This is a genomic window from Streptomyces caeni (genome assembly GCF_042678285.1).
GTDB lineage: Bacteria > Actinomycetota > Actinomycetes > Streptomycetales > Streptomycetaceae > Streptomyces > Streptomyces caeni.
Window position 1 is genome coordinate 12,680 of sequence record NZ_JBHUDX010000032.1, and the last position, 18,118, is coordinate 30,797.

17 protein-coding genes and 1 pseudogene are annotated in these 18,118 nt (G+C 72.1%); 13 read left to right on the forward strand and 5 right to left on the reverse strand.

Translation table 11 applies throughout. The features are described from left to right. Positions 1-71: 71 nt before the first annotated feature. Both ACFSL4_RS14050 and mqnP read left to right on the forward strand, forming a co-directional pair. Entirely contained in the window at positions 72-1,529 is a 1,458-nt protein-coding gene (locus tag ACFSL4_RS14050; protein WP_381082308.1) for a menaquinone biosynthesis decarboxylase, read from the forward strand. Continuing rightward, entirely contained in the window at positions 1,526-2,428 is a 903-nt protein-coding gene (gene mqnP / locus ACFSL4_RS14055) for a menaquinone biosynthesis prenyltransferase MqnP (RefSeq protein ID WP_381082310.1), read from the forward strand. Before ACFSL4_RS14050 ends, mqnP begins: the two co-directional genes overlap by 4 nt. A 178-nt stretch (positions 2,429-2,606) precedes the next feature. Here the strand turns inward: mqnP and ACFSL4_RS14060 are convergent, their stop codons facing one another. Next, positions 2,607-3,248, reverse strand: coding sequence for a rhomboid family intramembrane serine protease (locus tag ACFSL4_RS14060; protein WP_381082312.1), 642 nt, complete (start codon positions 3,246-3,248; stop codon positions 2,607-2,609). A gap of 81 nt (positions 3,249-3,329) precedes the next feature. Here ACFSL4_RS14060 and ACFSL4_RS14065 point away from each other — a divergent pair, with 81 nt between their 5' ends. From ACFSL4_RS14065 to ACFSL4_RS14090, 6 genes are all read left to right on the forward strand, one after another. Further along, on the forward strand, positions 3,330-4,022 hold the full coding sequence (locus tag ACFSL4_RS14065; protein ID WP_381082314.1) for a UbiX family flavin prenyltransferase: 693 nt from the start codon (positions 3,330-3,332) through the stop codon (positions 4,020-4,022). Between the two features lie 85 nt (positions 4,023-4,107). Continuing rightward, entirely contained in the window at positions 4,108-4,563 is a 456-nt protein-coding gene (locus tag ACFSL4_RS14070; RefSeq protein WP_381082316.1) for an Lrp/AsnC family transcriptional regulator, read from the forward strand. A gap of 87 nt (positions 4,564-4,650) precedes the next feature. Further along, a complete protein-coding gene (mqnE, locus tag ACFSL4_RS14075) occupies positions 4,651-5,814 on the forward strand; it encodes an aminofutalosine synthase MqnE (RefSeq protein WP_381082318.1) in 1,164 nt (387 codons plus the stop codon). A 4-nt stretch (positions 5,815-5,818) separates the two neighbouring features. Next, a complete protein-coding gene (locus tag ACFSL4_RS14080) occupies positions 5,819-6,343 on the forward strand; it encodes a GNAT family N-acetyltransferase (protein ID WP_381082320.1) in 525 nt (174 codons plus the stop codon). A 136-nt stretch (positions 6,344-6,479) separates the two neighbouring features. After that, positions 6,480-6,779 (forward strand): DUF4229 domain-containing protein, encoded by a 300-nt coding sequence (locus ACFSL4_RS14085; RefSeq protein ID WP_381082322.1) that lies wholly within the window; start codon positions 6,480-6,482, stop codon positions 6,777-6,779. Positions 6,780-6,822: 43 nt separating this feature from the next. Continuing rightward, on the forward strand, positions 6,823-7,488 hold the full coding sequence (locus ACFSL4_RS14090; protein ID WP_381082324.1) for a TetR/AcrR family transcriptional regulator: 666 nt from the start codon (positions 6,823-6,825) through the stop codon (positions 7,486-7,488). A gap of 367 nt (positions 7,489-7,855) precedes the next feature. Here ACFSL4_RS14090 and ACFSL4_RS14095 read toward each other — a convergent pair whose 3' ends face one another. Next, positions 7,856-8,716 (reverse strand): MaoC family dehydratase, encoded by an 861-nt coding sequence (locus tag ACFSL4_RS14095; protein WP_381082326.1) that lies wholly within the window; start codon positions 8,714-8,716, stop codon positions 7,856-7,858. Positions 8,717-8,719: 3 nt separating this feature from the next. After that, complete coding sequence (locus ACFSL4_RS14100) at positions 8,720-10,021, reverse strand: 3-oxoacyl-ACP reductase (protein WP_381082328.1); 1,302 nt, start codon at positions 10,019-10,021, stop codon at positions 8,720-8,722. Between the two features lie 87 nt (positions 10,022-10,108). Here ACFSL4_RS14100 and ACFSL4_RS14105 point away from each other — a divergent pair, with 87 nt between their 5' ends. The 4 genes from ACFSL4_RS14105 (at position 10,109) to ACFSL4_RS14120 (ending at position 15,908) form a co-directional block, all read left to right on the forward strand. Beyond that, positions 10,109-11,398 (forward strand): acetyl-CoA C-acetyltransferase, encoded by a 1,290-nt coding sequence (locus ACFSL4_RS14105; RefSeq protein WP_381082330.1) that lies wholly within the window; start codon positions 10,109-10,111, stop codon positions 11,396-11,398. Positions 11,399-11,619: 221 nt separating this feature from the next. Further along, positions 11,620-13,536: an AMP-dependent synthetase/ligase gene (locus ACFSL4_RS14110; protein WP_381082363.1), complete on the forward strand. Its 1,917-nt coding sequence runs from the start codon at positions 11,620-11,622 to the stop codon at positions 13,534-13,536. A 121-nt stretch (positions 13,537-13,657) separates the two neighbouring features. Further along, the gene (locus ACFSL4_RS14115) at positions 13,658-14,674 is read left to right on the forward strand and encodes a DUF1259 domain-containing protein (RefSeq protein ID WP_381082332.1); all 1,017 of its coding nucleotides are present in this window, start codon (positions 13,658-13,660) and stop codon (positions 14,672-14,674) included. A 28-nt stretch (positions 14,675-14,702) separates the two neighbouring features. Further along, entirely contained in the window at positions 14,703-15,908 is a 1,206-nt protein-coding gene (locus tag ACFSL4_RS14120; protein WP_381082334.1) for a cytochrome P450, read from the forward strand. A gap of 67 nt (positions 15,909-15,975) precedes the next feature. Here the strand turns inward: ACFSL4_RS14120 and ACFSL4_RS14125 are convergent. Together ACFSL4_RS14125 and ACFSL4_RS14130 are read right to left on the reverse strand one after the other, a co-directional pair. Then, positions 15,976-16,286 (reverse strand): annotated as a pseudogene (locus tag ACFSL4_RS14125) (AzlD domain-containing protein). A 373-nt stretch (positions 16,287-16,659) separates the two neighbouring features. Next, on the reverse strand, positions 16,660-16,863 hold the full coding sequence (locus ACFSL4_RS14130; RefSeq protein ID WP_043442843.1) for a cold-shock protein: 204 nt from the start codon (positions 16,861-16,863) through the stop codon (positions 16,660-16,662). Between the two features lie 355 nt (positions 16,864-17,218). On the opposite strand from ACFSL4_RS14130, the gene ACFSL4_RS14135 reads away from it, so the two are divergent. After that, entirely contained in the window at positions 17,219-18,067 is an 849-nt protein-coding gene (locus ACFSL4_RS14135; protein ID WP_381082337.1) for a menaquinone biosynthetic enzyme MqnA/MqnD family protein, read from the forward strand. Positions 18,068-18,118 lie beyond the last annotated feature (51 nt).

The window sequence follows — 18,118 nt, forward strand, 5'->3', positions numbered from 1 at the left end:
GCAGACGGTGACGGGGCGTGGGACGGCCCCGGTGACGGGGCAAGGTTAGCCCTTGCCCGATACTGGGACGCATGGCCTACGACGATCTTCGGTCCCTGCTCCGGGCGCTGGAGCGAGAAGGGGACCTCAAGCGCATCAAAGCCGAGGTCGACCCGTATCTGGAGGTCGGGGAGATCGTCGACCGGGTGCAGAAGTCCGGCGGCCCCGCGCTGCTCTTCGAGAACGTGCGCGGCTCCGCGATGCCCCTCGCCATGAACGTCTTCGGCACCGACCGCCGCCTCCTCAAGGCGCTCGGCCTGAAGTCGTACGGCGAGATCTCCGACAAGATCGGCGGACTTCTCAAGCCCGAACTGCCGCACGGGTTCGTCGGCGTGCGGGAGGCGTTCGGGAAGCTCGGCGCGATGACCCACCTACCGCCCAGGAAGGTCAAGTCCGACAACGCGCCCGTGCAGGAGGTCGTGCTGCGCGGCGACGAGGTCGATCTCGACCGGCTCCCCGCCCTGTTCACCTGGCCCGAGGACGGCGGCTCCTTCTTCAACCTCGGGCTCACACACACCAAGGACCCCGAGAGCGGGATCCGCAACCTCGGGCTGTACCGCCTCCAGCGCCACGACAAGCGCACCATCGGCATGCACTGGCAGATCCACAAGGACAGCCGCAACCACTACCAGGTGGCGGCACGGCGAGGGGAGAAGCTGCCCGTCGCCATCGCCTTCGGATGCCCGCCGGCCGTGACGTACGCCTCCACCGCGCCGCTCCCCGGCGACATCGACGAGTACCTCTTCGCCGGGTTCATCGCGGGCAAGCGGATCGAGATGGTCGACTGCAAGACGGTCCCGCTCCAGGTGCCGGCCCAGGCCGAGGTCGTCCTGGAGGGCTGGCTGGAGCCCGGCGAGATGCTCCCGGAGGGCCCCTTCGGCGACCACACCGGCTTCTACACCCCGCAGGAGCCCTTCCCGGCGCTGACCATCGACTGCGTCACCATGCGCCGGCGCCCCCTGCTCCAGTCGATCGTCGTGGGCCGCCCCCCGACGGAGGACGGGCCCCTCGGCCGTGCGACCGAGCGCTTCTTCCTGCCGCTCCTCAAGATCATCGTCCCCGACATCGTGGACTACCACCTGCCCGAGGCGGGCGGCTTCCACAACTGCGCGATCGTGTCGATCGACAAGAAGTACCCCAAGCACGCCCAGAAGGTGATGCACGCCGTCTGGGGGGCGCACATGATGTCCCTGACGAAGCTGATCGTGATCGTCGACTCCGACTGCGACGTGCACGATCTGCACGAGGTCGCCTGGCGTGCTTTGGGCAACACGGACTACGCCCGTGACCTCACGGTCGTCGAGGGCCCCGTCGACCACCTCGACCACGCCTCCTACCAGCAGTTCTGGGGCGGCAAGGCGGGCATCGACGCCACGAGGAAGTGGCCCGAGGAGGGCTACACGAGGGACGGCGGCTGGCCCGACATGGTCCTGTCCGATCCGGAGACGGCGGCGAAGGTGAGTCGTCGCTGGAAGGAGTACGGCCTGTGAGCAGCGCCTCGGCAGCGATCCCGCAGCCAGGACGCACCAAGGCGTTTCTGCGCCTGGTGATGATCGAGCACTCCGTCTTCGCCCTGCCCTTCGCCTACATCGCCTCGCTGACCGCGATGTACCAGGAGGACCGGAACATCCACTGGGGCCGGCTGCTGCTCGTCACCGTCGCCATGGTGGGCCTGCGCACCTTCGCCATGGCGGCGAACCGGATCATCGACCGCGAGATCGACGCCCGCAACCCGCGCACGGCCCACCGCGAGCTGGTCACCGGCGCGATGACGGTGCGCCACGCCTGGACCGGCGCGCTGATCGCGCTCGTCTTCTTCCTCGGCGCGGCGGCCCTGCTCAACCCGCTGTGCCTGGCGCTCGCCCCCATCGCGGTGATCCCGATGGTGGTGTACCCGTACGGCAAGCGGTTCACGAACTTCCCGCAGGCCATTCTGGGACTCGCCCAGGCGATGGGGCCCGTCGGCGGCTGGCTGGCGATCAGCGGCGCGTGGTCCTGGGACGCGGTGATCCTCGGCCTCGCCGTCGGCATCTGGATCGGCGGCTTCGACCTGATCTACGCCTGTCAGGACGTCGACACGGACCGGGAGACCGGGGTCATGTCGGTGCCGGCCCGCTTCGGCATCCCGGCCGCCGTCCGGGGCGCCCGCGTCTGCCATGCCGTCACGACGGCGCTGTTCGTCTGGTACGGCGTGGTCACCGGCGCCGGCGGCTTCTTCTGGCTGGGCCTGCTGATCGTGGCGGGTGCCTTCGTCTACGAGCACACGATCGTCCGGCCCCATGACCTCAGCCGCCTCAACCGGGCGTTCTTCAGCGTCAACGGGTTCATCGGCATCGCCCTGTTCGTGTGCGCGCTTCTCGACCTCCTGGTTCGGGGCCTGACGGTGTAGGCGTCGGCGAGGTGCGGCTGGTACGCCTCCCGGGGCATCGCCGGCTACCTGGTCCTCGACCCGCTCAAGGGCCATCGCGTCACGATGCGGAATCCCGGCCCCGACGGCTACCGCGGCCGCGGCACCGTCCCGTACGGCGCGGACCTGACCATCGACTCCCCGCTCGGGAAGCCGACGCTCACCACCGGCCGTCTGCCGGTGGACCCGAAAGCGCGCGACCGCTCCTGACCGGGGCCCCCACCGCCCGCCGACGGAACAGGAACGCCGCCGCCACGCCGGCCGCGAGCCCGATCAGATGGCCCTGCCAGCTGACGTGCGTCTGGGTGGGGGCGAGGCCCGCGAGCATCGCGCCGCCCCAGACCGCGCCGACCAGCACGCCGACCAGGACGCCGAGCAGCCGGCGCTCGACGAAGCCGCCGACCAGCAGGAAGCCGAAGAGCCCGAAGACCAGGCCCGAGGCGCCGGCCGTGTTGGTGTGGGCCGGGGCCACGAGCCAGACGCCCAGGCCGTCGGCCACGATGATCAGCGCGCAGACCGCGGCGAACCGGCGCAGGCCCCCGAGGGCCGAGAGGAAGCCGAGCACCAGCAGCGGCACGCTGTTGGCGGCGACATGGGCGAAGCCGAAGTGGATGAAGGCGGCGGGGACGATGTCGGCCAGTTCGGAGGCGGTGCGCGGCATGATGCCGAAGTCGTCCAGGGCGTGGCCGCTGACCGCGTCGGCCGCTTCGAGGAGCCACAGCAGCGCCACCCAGCCGGCCATCAGCTTGGCCGCAGCCTTCGCGCGGTCCCGCTGCGACCACTCCAGGTCCGTGTCCGGCATCACAACCCCGCCCTCGCCTCGTCCTCTCCGGGCATCAGCCCGGCACCCCTGGCTCCCGCGGCGCCGGATAGGCTCGGTGCCGTGAACCCAGTCAAGCCAGGAGAGACGCCGCGTACACCTTGGATCGTAGGGGTCTCCGGTGCCTCCGGCACCCCGTATGCCGCCGCCGTACTGCGCGGGCTGCTAGCCGCGGGTGAGAGCGTCGACCTCGTCGTCTCCCGTGCCGCGCGGCTCACGCTGCTGGACGAGACCGGGATCTCCTTCCGGGACGGGCACTGGCGGGACGACCTGCGGGCCTGGCTGTCCCGTGGGGCCGACGGCAAGCCGGGGACGTTCGACGCGGACGTCGCGCGGGTGCGGTACTGGAGCGCCGGCGACCTGGCCGCCGGGCCGTCCTCGGGGTCGTATCCCACGAAGGGGATGCTGATCGTGCCCGCCTCCACCGCCTGTGTGGCGGGGGTCGCGCTCGGGCTGTCGAAGGACCTGCTGCAGCGCGCCGCGAGCGTCACCCTCAAGGAGGGGCGGCGGCTGGTGGTCGCCGTACGGGAGACCCCGCTCAGCGGTCAGACCCTCCGGCAGCTGGTGGCGCTGGACGAGGCGGGGGCGGTGGTGCTGCCGGCCTCACCGGCGTTCTACGCGGGGGCGACGCACATCCAGGACCTGGTGGACTTCGTCGCGGGCCGCGTGCTGGACGCGGCAGGGGTGCGGCACCGGCTGTACCGCCGTTGGGAAGGGGAGCTCGGCGGCCGAACCCGCGGGGCCGGGCCGTCGTGACGGTAACCGGGTGGTCCCCGGGCACCCCGCAGCACCACTCATCACTTCAGACTCTTCGGATCTTTCAGCGGAAGGCTTCAATCGCATGGACGCGGTGGACAGGCAGCTCATCCAGGCACTGAGGGAGAACGGCCGGGCCTCCTACGCGGAGCTGGGGCGCCTCGTCGGCCTGTCGGGCCCCAGCGTCACGGACCGCATCAACCGTCTGGAGGCGGCCGGCGTCATCACCGGCTACCGCGCCACGGTCGACGCGGCCTCCCTCGGCCTCGGTGTCACCGCCCTCATCGGCATCTCGCTCTCCGACGCCGCCGACCACGAGGACGTGGCGCGCCGCCTCAAGGACCTGCACGAGATCGAGGACTGCTGGTTCATCGCCGGGGACGACTCGTTCATGCTCAAGGTGCGCGCGAACGACGTGGACGGGTTGGAGAAGACCATCCGCCGGCTGTCCGGCACCAAGGGCGTCTCCCGCACGCGGACCACGATCGTGCTCTCCACGAAGTGGGAGAACCGCGTGGGCGAACTCCCGGAACCCCTCTAGGCGCGCGGGCGTCGTACGGTGGGCGCCCGACGCCCGGAGGGCGGAGGGTACGGTGGGCGGGGTTCGTCCGGAGGGAGAGGCACAAGCATGGACGTCGGGCTCAAGCGCGAGCTGGAGGACAAGGTCCGGGCCGGTGAGCGGCTGACCCGTGAGGACGGCATCGCGCTGTACGCGTCGGACGACCTGGCCTGGCTCGGCGGCCTCGCGCACGAGGTGCGGACCCGCAAGAACGGTGACGTGGTCCACTTCAACGTCAATCGCCACCTCAACATGACGAACGTGTGCACCGCGTCCTGCGCCTACTGCTCCTTCCAGCGCAAGCCGGGGGAGAAGGACGCGTACACGATGCGGATCGAGGAGGCCGTCCGGCTCGCCAAGGCGATGGAGGCGGACAACCTCACCGAGCTGCACATCGTCAACGGGCTGCACCCGAACCTGCCGTGGCGCTACTACCCGCGGTCGCTGCGCGAGCTCAAGGCGGCGCTGCCGGGCGTCTCCCTGAAGGCGTTCACGGCGACGGAGATCCACCACTTCGAGACGATCTCCGGCCTTTCGGCGTCGGAGATCCTCGACGAACTGATCGACGCGGGCCTGGAGTCGCTGACCGGCGGCGGCGCGGAGATCTTCGACTGGGAGGTCCGGCAGCACATCGTGGACCACAGGACCCACTGGGAGGACTGGTCGCGCATCCACCGGCTGGCCCACGAGAAGGGCCTGAAGACCCCGTGCACCATGCTGTACGGCCATATCGAGGAACCGCGGCACCGGGTGGACCACGTGCTGCGGCTGCGTGAGCTCCAGGACGAGACCGGCGGATTCCAGGTCTTCATCCCGCTGCGCTACCAGCACGACTTCGTGGACATGAAGGACGGCAAGGTCCGCAACCGCCTCCAGGAGCGGACGACGATGGCGACCGGCGCGGAGGCCCTGAAGACCTTCGCGGTCTCCCGCCTCCTGTTCGACAACGTCCCGCACGTCAAGGTCTTCTGGGTCATGCACGGCGTGCAGACCGCGCAGCTGGCCCTGCAGCACGGTGCGGACGACATGGACGGCTCGGTCGTCGAGTACAAGATCACGCACGACGCGGACGACTTCGGCACGCCGAACAAGCTGACCCGCGAGGACCTGCTGGACCTGATCCGCGACGCGGGCTTCCGGCCGGTGGAGCGCAACACACGGTACGAGATCATCCGCGAGTACGAGGGGCCGGATCCGGCGCGCCGGGACGAGCCGCAGCCCATGCGGGTGTGACCGCATGCCCCTCGACTTCGAGGTCGATCCGGCCGTCACCCCCGTCCTGCGCGACGGCCTCCTCGGCCTGTGGGCGGACGCGTCCAACGCGGGCGGGGCCGTCGGTTTCGTGCCCCCGGTGACGCCGGAGGCCGTCCGCCCGGAGCTGGTGAAGCACCTGGTGGCGATGAGCGAGGGCCGCACCCGGCTGCTGGTCGGGTACGACGGGGAGCGGCGGGTGGCCGCGACCGCGTTCCTCACCCGCAACACGCACCGGCTGATGACGCACTGGGTGTGGCTCTACACGGTGATGGTGCACCCGCGGCACCAGGGCAAGGGGTATGGCCGGGACCTGCTGGCCGCCGCCGCGGACGCGGCCCGCGCCCTTGAGGGCGTGGAGGCGATACGGCTCACCTGCCGGGGCGGTGCCGGCCTGGAGCGGTTCTATGTCTCCTGCGGCTACAAGGAGGTCGGCCGGGTGCCCGGCGCGATCCGGGTGGCTCCGGGGGACGACCGCGACGACATCACGATGCTGCTGCCGCTCGGGTGAGGGCCGGGCACACCCCCCTGCAAGATCGGCTGCCGGGCGTGCTTCACTGGACGTGCCGCGCCCTTTGGGAATTCCCCCGAGTTCTCGGCTTCGCTCGAACAGGGGGGACCCCCACGGAACGGAAGAGTGGTTTGGGATGCTCCGCTACACGCTGATGCGCCTCGGAATCTTCGCGGGCAGCCTCGTGGTCGTCTGGGGCCTCGTCTACTCGGGCCTCGCCCCGCGCGGCCTCGGCGACTCCAACGGCCTGTGGGTCGTACTGCTCGCCCTGGTGGTCTCGGCCCCGATCAGCTTCGTGGTGCTCCGCAAGGAGCGGGACCGGGCGTCCGAGCGGATCGTGCAGCGGGTCGACCGGATGAAGGCCAACCTCCAGGCGAACCGCGAGCAGGAGGACACGGCGGACGACGCGGCGCGGGCACAGGGACAGACTTCGTAAGCTCGGGCCCGTACCGGAGCGGGCCGACCGTAGGCTTGCCCGCATGGGTTCCGTGAAGACCAGGCGGATGCCGCGGGCGGTCCGTGAGCAGCAGATGCTGGACGCCGCTGTGAAGACCTTCGGCCAGCGCGGCTACATGGCCGCGTCCATGGACGAGATCGCCGAACTGGCCGGTGTGTCCAAGCCGTTGGTGTACCTGTACCTGAATTCCAAGGAAGACCTGTTCACCGCCTGCATCCGCCGCGAGGCCGCCGCGCTCACCGAGGCCGTGCGCGCCGGTGTCCGGCCCGGGCTCGGCGCCGACCGGCAACTGTGGGACGGGCTGTGCGCGTTCTTCACGCACACCGCCCGCAACCCGGACGCCTGGGCGGTGCTGCACCTCCAGGCCCGTACGCACCCGGAGCCCTTCGCCGCCGAGGTCGCCGCGATGCGCGAGGAGATCGTCGCGTTCGTGACGCAGCTCATCGTGGCGGCGGCCCGGCAGGCGCACCGGGATCCGGACCTGCCCGAGCGTGAGGTCGCCGGGCTCGCCGAGGCCCTGGTCGGCGCCGCGGAGTCACTCGCGGACTGGGCCAACACCACTCCCGGCGTCTCCGCCCGGCAGGCCGCCACCACCCTGATGAACTTCGCCTGGGCGGGCCTCGGCAGCCTCATGGAGGGCCGCTCCTGGTCGCCGCCCGACCACGGCAGAGAATCCTCGGCGCCTTAGCCCCGGCCGGGACCCCGCCGTCACTTCCTCCGCCGGCCGGGTCCTCGCGGCGGCGCGCGCAGTACCGCCGCGCACGCCACCGGTGGGCTTGCGACGTGACCTCGCGCACAGGACGGGGTGTGGTCGAGCGGACCCGTCTCCGTGGGCGACGCGCCGATCACGTCCGTCCCGGGCCGCACCCGTGGCGGCCCGAAGCGCCGCTGTGCCCAGGCGTGGGTGCCGGCGGACTCGGTCCCCGCCCGGCGGCAGCCGCGGCCCCGCCGCCAGGCAGGAGAGAGCCGCGCCGTGCAGCCCGCTGCCCGGATGCGATTCCTCCCCGGCGTGAACGCCGGGGCATCCTCGCGGGAAACGGCGGGAAACGGGTGGATCAGCCCGCCAGGGGCCTGGTCTCGCCGGTGAGGTGCGGTCTGTCCCCGCCGCGCAGTTCGAAGCGCCCGCCGTCGGCGGCGTAGGTCACGGTGCCGGGCAGCAGTACAGGCGCCTTGAACTCGGCCCGCAGGTGGACGGCGGCGCGGGCCGGCTGCTCGGCCAGGCACCGGGCCACGGTCCACATGCCGTGCGCGATGGCGCGCGGAAAGCCGAAGAGGCGGGCCGCGAGGGGGTGCAGATGGATGGGGTTGCGGTCCCCGGAGACGGCCGCGTACCGCCGCCCGGCGTCCCCGCCGAGCCGCCACTCGGCACGGGCGGGGAGCGCGGTGCGGATGTCGGCGGCGGGCGGTGCCGCGGCGGCGCCGGCGGGGGTGCGGTGCCGTGCGAGGTAGGTGCTGCTCGACTCCCACACGAGCCGGTCCCCGGTCCGGGCCTCGGTGACGACGACCGCCTCGGTGCCGCGCCGGTGGGGCACCAGTTCCCGCACGCCCACGGCGAGTTCGTACTCCGCGGTGGGGGAGAGCGCCTCCCGCTGGCTGATCTCGATGGACGTGTGCACGAGCCCGAGCAGAGGCAGGGGGAACTCCCGGCTCGCCATGATCCGCATGGCCAGCGGGAAGCCGAGGACGTGCGGGTAGGTGAGCGGAAGCGCATCGACGCCGGTGGGGAAGCCGCAGACGCGCTCATAGGCGGCGAGGCGCGCGGGGCCGATGCGGATGCCGGGCAGGACGAGGCGGGTGCGGGGCGGGGCGGCGCCGGGCCGGGGGCGCTTGAACGGCGAGCGCAGCGCACCGCGGGCGAGGAGCGGGGCGAGGGAGGGGGAGCCGGGCAGCACGACCGGGTCGCTGGCGGTGGTCATGGTCTACGCCCCCAGGAGGCTCTGGCCGCACACGCGCACGACCTGCCCGTTCACGGCGCCCGAGGCGGGGTTCGCGAGCCAGGCCGTCGTCTCCGCCACGTCCACCGGAAGTCCGCCCTGCCCCAGCGAGTTCATGCGCCGTCCGGCCTCCCGGATGAACAGCGGGACCGCGGCCGTCATCTTCGTCTCGATGAACCCGGGCGCGACGGCGTTCACCGTCACCCCGTGCTCGGCGAGCGCACGCGGCGCGAGCGACCGTACGAGCCCGATCACGCCCGCCTTGCTCGTCGCGTAGTTCGTCTGCCCCGCGTTCCCGGCGATCCCGGAGATCGAGGCGGTGGCCACGATCCGCCCGCCGGCTCCCAGCACCCCGCGCGCCAGCAGTACGTCCGTCGTGCGCAGCACGCTCCCGAGGTTCACGTCGAGCACCGCGCTCCACCGGTCCGCCGCCATGTTGGCCAGCCGCCGGTCCCGGGTGATCCCGGCGTTGTGGACCAGGACGTCCAGTCCGCCGGGCAGTGCCCCGGCGATCCGGGCGCCCGCGTCGGCCGCCGTGATGTCCAGCGCCAGGGCGCTTCCTCCGAGGCGCTCGGCCACCCGCCGCAGCTCCGCCTCCGCGGCCGGCACGTCGAGGCACACCACGTGCGCCCCGTCCCGCGCCAGCGTCTCGGCGACCGCCTCGCCGATGCCGCGCGCGGCCCCCGTCACGAGCGCGGTCCGCCCGGAGAGCGGCCGGGCCCAGTCCTGCGGCGGTTGCGCCGGGCCGTCGGCGACCTCGATGACCTGTCCGCTCACGTACGCGGACTTCGGCGAGAGCAGGAACCGCAGCGTCGACTCCGCCGCCCGCGCGTCGGTGAGCCGTACGAGCGTCACGGTCCGCCCGCGCCCGATCTCCTTGCCGAGCGAGCGTGTGAACCCCTCCAGGCCCTGCTGGGCGGCCGCCTGGTGGTGGTCGGCGGGGTCGGGTGGCGCGCCCAGCACCACCACCCGCCCGCTGCCGGCGACCGACCGCACGACGGGGTGCAGCGCGGCGTGCACCTCGGCGAGCGCGTCGAGGTCCCGCACGCCGGTGGCGTCGAGGACGACCGCGGCCGGCCGGCCGTCGCCGGCCGCGACACCCGTGCGGGCCAGGACGGGGGCGAGGGCGAGCTCCGACTTGCCCGCGGTCAGGTGCAGCAGCGGGCCGTCCAGGGTGGGCCGCTCGGCCGACCAGCGGCGCAGCGCCACGGGCTGCGGCAGCCCGAGCCGCCGGGCGAGGAAACGACCGGGAGCGGTCCCCGTGAAGCGCAGGTAACGGTCGGCCATGGTGTGACTCCCAGCTGGCTCGTATTCTTTACTCTGGAGTAAGGTTACCGGGGGTAAGCTTATGTCACGGGTGAGGAGCAGGTCGAGATGAGCAGTCCCCTCCACATCGGGGAGGTGCGACGTGTCGCCGTCGTCGGCGGCAGCCGCATCCCCTTCGCCCGCTCCGACGGCCCCTACGCCACGGCCTCCAACCAGGAGATGCTGACCGCGGCCGTGGACGGCCTCGTCGAGCGCCACGGGCTCCAGGCCCCCGGCGCGGTCGGCGAGCTCGTCGCCGGTGCCGTGCTCAAGCACAGCCGCGACTTCAACCTCGCCCGCGAGACGGTGCTGGGGTCTCGGCTGGATCCCCGCACCCCCGCCTATGACATCCAGCAGGCGTGCGGCACCGGTCTGCAGGCCGTGATCGCCGCCGCCGACAAGATCGCCCTGGGCCGGACGGAGTCCGCGATCGCGGGCGGCGCGGACACGACGAGCGACGCGCCCCTGGGTGTGAACGACGCGCTGCGCCGCATCCTCCTGCAGGCCCGGCGCGCGAAGACCGCCGGCGCCCGGCTGCGGGCCCTGGCGGCCGTCCGTCCACGCCATCTGGTCCCCGATATCCCGCGCAACGCCGAGCCGCGCACCGGCCTGTCCATGGGTGAGCACGCAGCCGTGACGGCCCGTGCCTGGGGGATCGCCCGCGAGGCCCAGGACGAACTGGCGGCGGCCAGCCACCGCCGGCTGGCGGCGGCGTACGAACGGGGCTTTCTGTCGGACCTGGTGGTGCCCTTCCGCGGGCTGGAGCGCGACCAGAACCTCCGCGCGGACTCGACGCCGGAGAAACTGGCCCGTCTCAAGCCCGTGTTCGGCACCGGCGGCCCCGACCCGACCATGACGGCGGGCAATTCGACGCCGCTCACGGACGGCGCCGCGGTCGTCCTGCTGGCGAGCGAGGAATGGGCCCGGCGGCGGGGCCTCGAACCGCTGGCCTGTCTGACGGCATTCGAGACGGCGGCCGTCGACTTCGTCGGCGGGGACGTGACGGGCGGCCAGGACGGCCTGCTGATGGCCCCGGCGTACGCGGTCCCGCGCATGCTGGAGAAGGCGGGGCTCGACATGACGGACTTCGACTTCGTCGAGATCCACGAGGCGTTCGCCTCCCAGGTGCTGGCGACGCTCGCGGCCTGGGAGAAGCGGGGCCTGGCCCCGGTGGACCGCGCCCGGCTGAACGTGACGGGGTCGTCCCTGGCCACCGGCCACCCCTTCGCGGCGACGGGTGCCCGGATCGTGGCCACGCTCGCCAAGCTGCTCGCCGAGCGGGACGCCCCCGGCCGCGGCCTGATCTCGATCTGCGCGGCCGGAGGCCAGGGAGTGACCGCGATCCTCGAACGCGCCTGACCGACCTGGGGAGGAGATTGCACAGCCCTGGCCCCGGATCCTCCCCGAACCCGCACGAACTCCCCACGAGAGACTCGTACGATCACAGGGATAACCGGCGGTAACATCGAGCCGCGTGCCGCCGGTGACCGTCTCGGTGCGCACGGCGCCTACCCCGTGCAGCGAAGCGGTGCACAGCTGCAGGCCCCAGGAGCCGCCCCATGCCCATCTCATACTCGTCCATGCCCGTCCCCGCCACCCCGGCCGATCTCGACCGCGACGGCGGGCCGGTGCTCGTGGAACCGGTGACACAGCGGCTGGGCGGCGAGGTTCGCGAGGCGTCCGTACCCCCGTTGGTGCCGCCGGTGACCCACGGTTCGCTCGCCGACCTGCCGTTCGAGAACGCGAGCGTGGCGCCCGGCCACCGGGTCCTCAGCCGCCGCGGTCCGGACGGCGGGTGGACGGACGTGACGGCGGCACAGTTCGCCGGCCAGGTGCTGGCATTGGCGAAGGGCCTGATCGCCGAGGGGCTGGTGCCGGGCGACCGGATCGCGATCATGGCGCGTACGACGTACGAGTGGACGCTCCTCGACTTCGCGGCATGGGCGGCGGGCCTGGTGACGGTCCCCGTCTACCCGACCTCCTCCGTCTTCCAGACCCGCTGGATCCTGCAGGACTCGGGCGCGGTCGCCCTGGTGACGGAGACGGCCGGGCAGGCGGCGGCCCTCGGCCCGGAACGTGGCCGGCTGCCCGACCTGCGCCATCTGTGGGTGATCGAGAAGGGGCACGTCGAGCGGCTCGCGGAACTGGGCGGACAGGTCCTCGACCAGGAGGTGACCGTGCGCCGCGGCGTACTGGGCCCGGACACGCTGGCCACCGTCGTCTACACCTCGGGCACGACGGGCCGCCCCAAGGGCTGCGTGCTGACGCACGGCAACTTCCTGGCGGAGGTCGACAACGCGATCGAACTCCTCTACCCGGTGTTCAAGGCGAAGACGGGCGCCGAGCCCTCCACGCTCCTGTTCCTGCCCCTGTCGCACGTCTTCGGCCGCATGGTGGCGATCGCCTGCGTGCGCGCCCGGGTACGCCTGGGCCACGCGCCGAGCATGGCGGCGCCGGACCTGCTGGCCGACCTGGCGGCCTTCAGGCCCACCTTCCTGCTGGCCATCCCGTACATGCTGGAGAAGGTGTACAACAACGCGCGGGCGACGGCCGAACGCGGCGGGCGGGCCGCGCCGTTCGACCGCGCGGCAGGCGTGGCCCGGCGCTACGGCGAGGCGCTGGAGGCCCGCCAGCACGGCACGGGTCCCGGCCCGGGCCGTGCCCTGAGGGCCGCCCGCGCCCTCTACGACCCGCTCCTGTACCGCCGCATCCGGGGCGCCCTGGGCGGCAGGGTCCGCCACATCATCTGCGGCGGCTCTCCGCTGGGCCGTCGCCTGGCCGCCTTCTACGCGGGCGCGGGCATAGAGATCTACGAGGGCTACGGCCTGACGGAGTCGACCGGCGCGGCCACGGTCACCCCGCCGCTCAAGCCCCGCCTGGGAACGGTGGGCTGGCCCCTGCCCGGCACGAGGGTCCGTATCGCGGCGGACGGCGAGGTGCTGCTGTCCGGGGGCCAGGTGTTCCGCGGTTACTGGGACCCGCACGCGGGCGGAGTCGTCCCGTCGTCCCCCGACGGCTGGTTCCCGACGGGCGACATCGGCCGTCTGGACGACGAGGGCTATCTGACGATCACGGGCCGCAAGAAGGAGATCCTGATCACGGCCGGGGGGAAGAACGTGGCCCCCGCCCCCCTGGAGAACTGGCTGCGCTCCCACCCCCTGATCTCCCAGTGCATCGTCATCGGCGACGGCCGCCCGTATGTCTCCGCCCTCATCACCCTGGACCCGGAGGGCATCACCCACTGGCGCCGGATGAACGGCAGGCATCCGGTGCCGATGGATCTCCTGGTGGACGACGAGGAGGTGCACGCGGTTCTGCAGCGCGCGGTGGACGAGGCCAACAAGATGGTCTCCCGCCCCGAGTCCATCCGCCGCTTCGCCGTCCTGCCCGTCGACTTCACCGAGGAGGCCGGGCATCTGACGCCGTCGATGAAACCGCGACGGGAGGCGATCATGCAGGACTTCGCCCGGCAGGTGGAGGGGCTGTACCCGCGATAGGGCGGGCCCGGGGCCCTCTCACCCGATCGCGAAGGACTGCTTAGCCCAGCCGGCCCCGGCGGCGGTGGCGATGCCCCGGGGTCCGCGGCCCGCCGTGCTTCCATCTCGCCAGGAGGCGCAGATGATGGCTGAGGACGGATCACGGGACACCCCGTCACGAGCGGGTACGTCACGCCGGCACGTGCTGGCAGCGATGGCCCTGGCCCCCGTGCCGGCCGTGGTGGCGACCCCGGCCGGCGCGGTGGCCGGCGGGGCGACGGTGAGGGGGACGAGCCGGGGACCGGCCGCGCCGGTGCCCACCACGCTGTCGGACTGGACCGCCGTGGCCGACGCGCTGGGCCGCCCGGGCGAGATGAAGCGGGTGATGTACCACACGGGCCTCCCGCGCCGGGACCTCGTGCTGATCTCCCGCGGTGTCCTGATCAAGCCGGCCCTGGCCCTGGGCTCGCACGTCTCCTTCGTCCGGTACTCCGACGGCGCCACGCTCCTGATGGGCGACGCGGTGGTCACCGAACGGGAACTGCAGTCGTTCGGCGACGCCCTGTACGAGCACGGGATCGAGCGGACCGCGCTCCACAAGCACCTGCTCTCCCAGTTTCCCGACGTCTGGTGGGTCCACGTCCACGCGTACGGCCACGACCCGGCGGCCATCGCCCGCGGCCTGCGCGCGGCCTTCGACCGCATCGGCACCCCGCCCCCGTCACCTCCCGCGCAGGCGCGGCCCCTCGACCTGGACACCGCCGGCATCGATGCCGCGATGGGCGTCCGGGGCGTTGTCGACGACGGGGTCTACAAGAGCATCTTCGCCCGCCGCGAGACCGTCACCGACGGCGGACGGATCCTGCCCCCGGGCCTCGGATCGACCACCGCGGTCAACTTCCAGCCGCTGGGTGGCGGACGGGCCGCGGTCAGCGGCGACTGCGTCATGGTCGCCGACGAGGTCCAGAACGTCCTCGGGGCCCTGCGCCGTGCGGGGGCCGAACTCGTCGAGGTGCACCACCACGGTCTGAGGGACGAACCCCGCCTGTTCTTCGCCCACTTCTGGGCCGCCGGCGACGCCGTCGGGCTCGCCCGGGGACTGCGCGCCGCGGTGGACGCCACCAACGTGGCGCCGGTGGCGGCGCCCGACGCGGGCTGACAGCCGGCTGGAAACGGAGAACCGCGCGATGACATCGAGCAGCGAAGCAGTCAGGTGCCCCTTCGACTTCAGCGAGGGGCTGGAGTTCGATCCCTCGCTAGCGGCACTCATGGCCCGCGACCGCCCGACCCGGATCAGGCTGCCGTACGGCGACGCCGACGCCTGGCTGTTCACCGGGTTCGACGAGGTGCGCCAGGTGACCACCGACCAGCGGTTCAGCCGGGCGGCGATCACGGGGAGCGACTATCCGCGGCTGACGCCGGAGCCCATCGTCTCCCCCGAGTCGATCAATGTGATGGATCCGCCGCACAGCAGCCGCCTGCGGCACCTGGCGTCGCAGGCCTTCACCAAACGGCACGTCGAGCGGATGCGGCGGACGATCACCCGGCTCGCGGACACCCTGCTCGACGAGATGGCCGCGCAGGGGCCGCCCGCGGACCTGGTGCACCACCTCTCCGACCCGCTTCCCCAGCACACCGTCTTCGATCTCCTCGGGATCGAGCGGGACGACTGGCCCCGCATGCAGCGGTACATGCACCGGCTGCTGTCCACCGGACCGGACGGCCGTGCCGCCGCCGCGAACGCCAAGGCCGAACTGCGGGCGTACTTCGGCGCACTGGTCGAACAGCGGCGGCGCTCACCCGGCACCGACCTGATCAGCGCGCTGGCCGCCGCCAGGGAGGGTGAGGACGTACTCGACGACCAGGAACTGGCCGTCATGGCGCTGACGCTGACGCTCAGCGGGCAGGACACCGCCACCTGCCAGATCAGCGACATCTGCTACCTCCTGCTGACCCGCCCCGGACTGATGGAGCACCTCAGGAACCGGCCGGAGACCCTGACCGCCGTCCTGAACGAACTGCTCCGCTACATCCCCTTCCGCAAGGGAGTGGGCATCCCCCGGGTGGCGCTGGAGGACGTGGAACTCGGCGGGGTGCGGATCCGGGCGGGCGACTTCGTCCATGTCTCGTACCTGACGGCCAACCGGGACCCGGAGCGCTACCCGGACCCGGACGTCATCGACCCGGACCGGCCCCCCGCGCCGAACATGACCTTCGGCTGGGGCGGACACCGGTGCATCGCCGTGCCGCTGGCCATGGCCGAGCTGGAGGTGGCCATCGGGCGGCTGCTGGAGCGGTTCCCGGGGTTGCGGCTGGCGGTGGCGCCGGACGAGGTGCGCTGGGACACGGAGACCATCCGGCGCTTCCCGCTGGAGCTGCCCGTGACCTGGTAGGGCCGTGGGACGGCCCGGCACCCGTACGCGGTCGTCCCACGGGTCGGCCCACGGTCACCTCACCAAATCACCCCAGCCCGGCCGCCCGCGGCGCCGTTGCCGCCGCCGCGCCGGGACCACCACCACGAACGGCGCCCGGCGCCACGCCGGCATCCCGCCCGCAAGCACTCCCGCGGGTCGCGCTCAGCCCGCGAAGCCGCCCGGCCCGGTGAGCGCGCCCGTCGCCGGCAGGGCGACCAGCAGCACCACCGCGGCGGCCGACAGCAGCCGCCGGATGCGGTCCGGCACATCGAACCGGTCGTGCAGCACCGGGCCCACCAGCCGGAAGGCGTACGTTCCCACGGCGAGCGCGAGGATCGCTGTGGCCGTCGCCGTCATGCCCGCCTCCCGGGCACGAGCAGCCCGGCCACGGCGAGCAGCATCGGCACCCCGGCCTGCAGTGCGGCGGGCCGCGGTGGCCAAAGGCCGCCGTCTCGTAGGTCACCAGATGGGTGCCCGCCGGCCGGGCGAGCCGCCCCCCGTCGGCCAGTACCGCGGCGACGTGCCGCACTCGTACGAGGTGCTGGCGCCGGGGACGACGGTCGTCCTGGTCATGCAGCACGTGTGAAGAGCGCGCGGGAAAAAAGCAGGAGCCCCTTGCGCTGGGTGGCGCGGGGGGCTCCTTGGGTACTGCTGTTCGTTCCGGATCAGAGCATCGGACTCAGTGAGCCGATGGCCTGGAACCGAAGAGCGAAGACTCCGAGACGGGGACTCAGATGGCGGTGACGTTCTCCGCCTGCGGGCCCTTCGGGCCCTGGGTCACGTCGAAGCTCACCTGCTGGTTCTCCTCAAGCGAGCGGAAGCCGTTCGCGTTGATCGCGGAGTAGTGGACGAAGACGTCGGGGCCGCCGCCTTCCTGGGCGATGAAGCCAAAGCCCTTTTCGGCGTTGAACCACTTCACGGTTCCGGTAGCCATAAGCCCTCCTTGGGCCCAAAGGGTTGCCCTGCTCCAGAACCTGCAAGTGTGAAAACTTGAACGCCGCACAACTGCATGCCTCTGAAAACGACGAGAGCCCGCGGTCACATGCTCCGCAGGCTCTGTACTGCAAGGAAACCAAACTGCAACTTGCGGCGAGCCTAGCACGCGGGCAGCCGAAAGCAACAGAGGTCAAGATCACGTCACTCGGATGTTTGAAGGAATGCCGAGCTGGGTTGACTTTGCTGTGGCGCATTCTAGTCATAGGGCTTGACACGGATCGTCCGGGGGGTGTCCGAAGCCGCCTGGGGACCCTGGGCCCAGCAACGTACCGCATGGGGGCTAGTCTCGCGATGTGGACAATCCTCGCACCCGGCCGCGCGTAGGCCACATCCAGTTCCTGAACTGTCTGCCCCTGTACTGGGGGCTCGCGAGAACCGGGACGCTCCTGGACTTCGAGCTGACCAAGGACACCCCCGAGAAGCTCAGCGAGAAGCTGGTGCAGGGCGACCTCGACATCGGGCCGATCACCCTGGTCGAGTTCCTCAAGCACGCCGACGACCTGGTCGCCTTTCCCGACATCGCGGTCGGCTGCGACGGCCCGGTGATGTCCTGCGTGATCGTCTCGCAGGTCCCGCTGGACCGGCTGGACGGCGCCCGTGTCGCCCTCGGCTCGACCTCCCGGACCTCCGTGCGCCTCGCCCAGCTGCTGCTCGCCGACCGGTACGGGGTGAGTCCCGACTACTACACCTGCCCGCCCGATCTGAGCCTGATGATGCAGGAGGCCGAGGCGGCGGTGCTGATCGGCGACGCCGCCCTGCGTGCCAACCTCCTCGACGGCCCGCGCTACGGCCTGGCCGTGCACGATCTCGGTGCGTTGTGGAAGGAGTGGACGGGCCTGCCGTTCGTCTTCGCGGTCTGGGCGGCGCGTCGCGACTACCTGGAGCGCGAGCCCGTCATCACCCGCGCGGTGCACGAGGCGTTCCTGGCCTCCCGCAACCTCTCCCTGGAGGAGGTGGGCAAGGTCGCGGAGCAGGCGGCGCGCTGGGAGGCGTTCGACGAGAAGGTCCTGGAGCGTTACTTCACGACGCTCGACTTCCGTTTCGGGGGCCCGCAGCTGGCGGCGGTCGCCGAGTTCGCCCGGCGGGTGGGGCCGACGACGGGTTTCCCCGCGGACGTGAAGGTGAAGCTCCTGGAGCAGTAGAGGGGGTGTGCCACGGGGCGCGGGCACGGGGCGCACAGGGCACTACGCTGC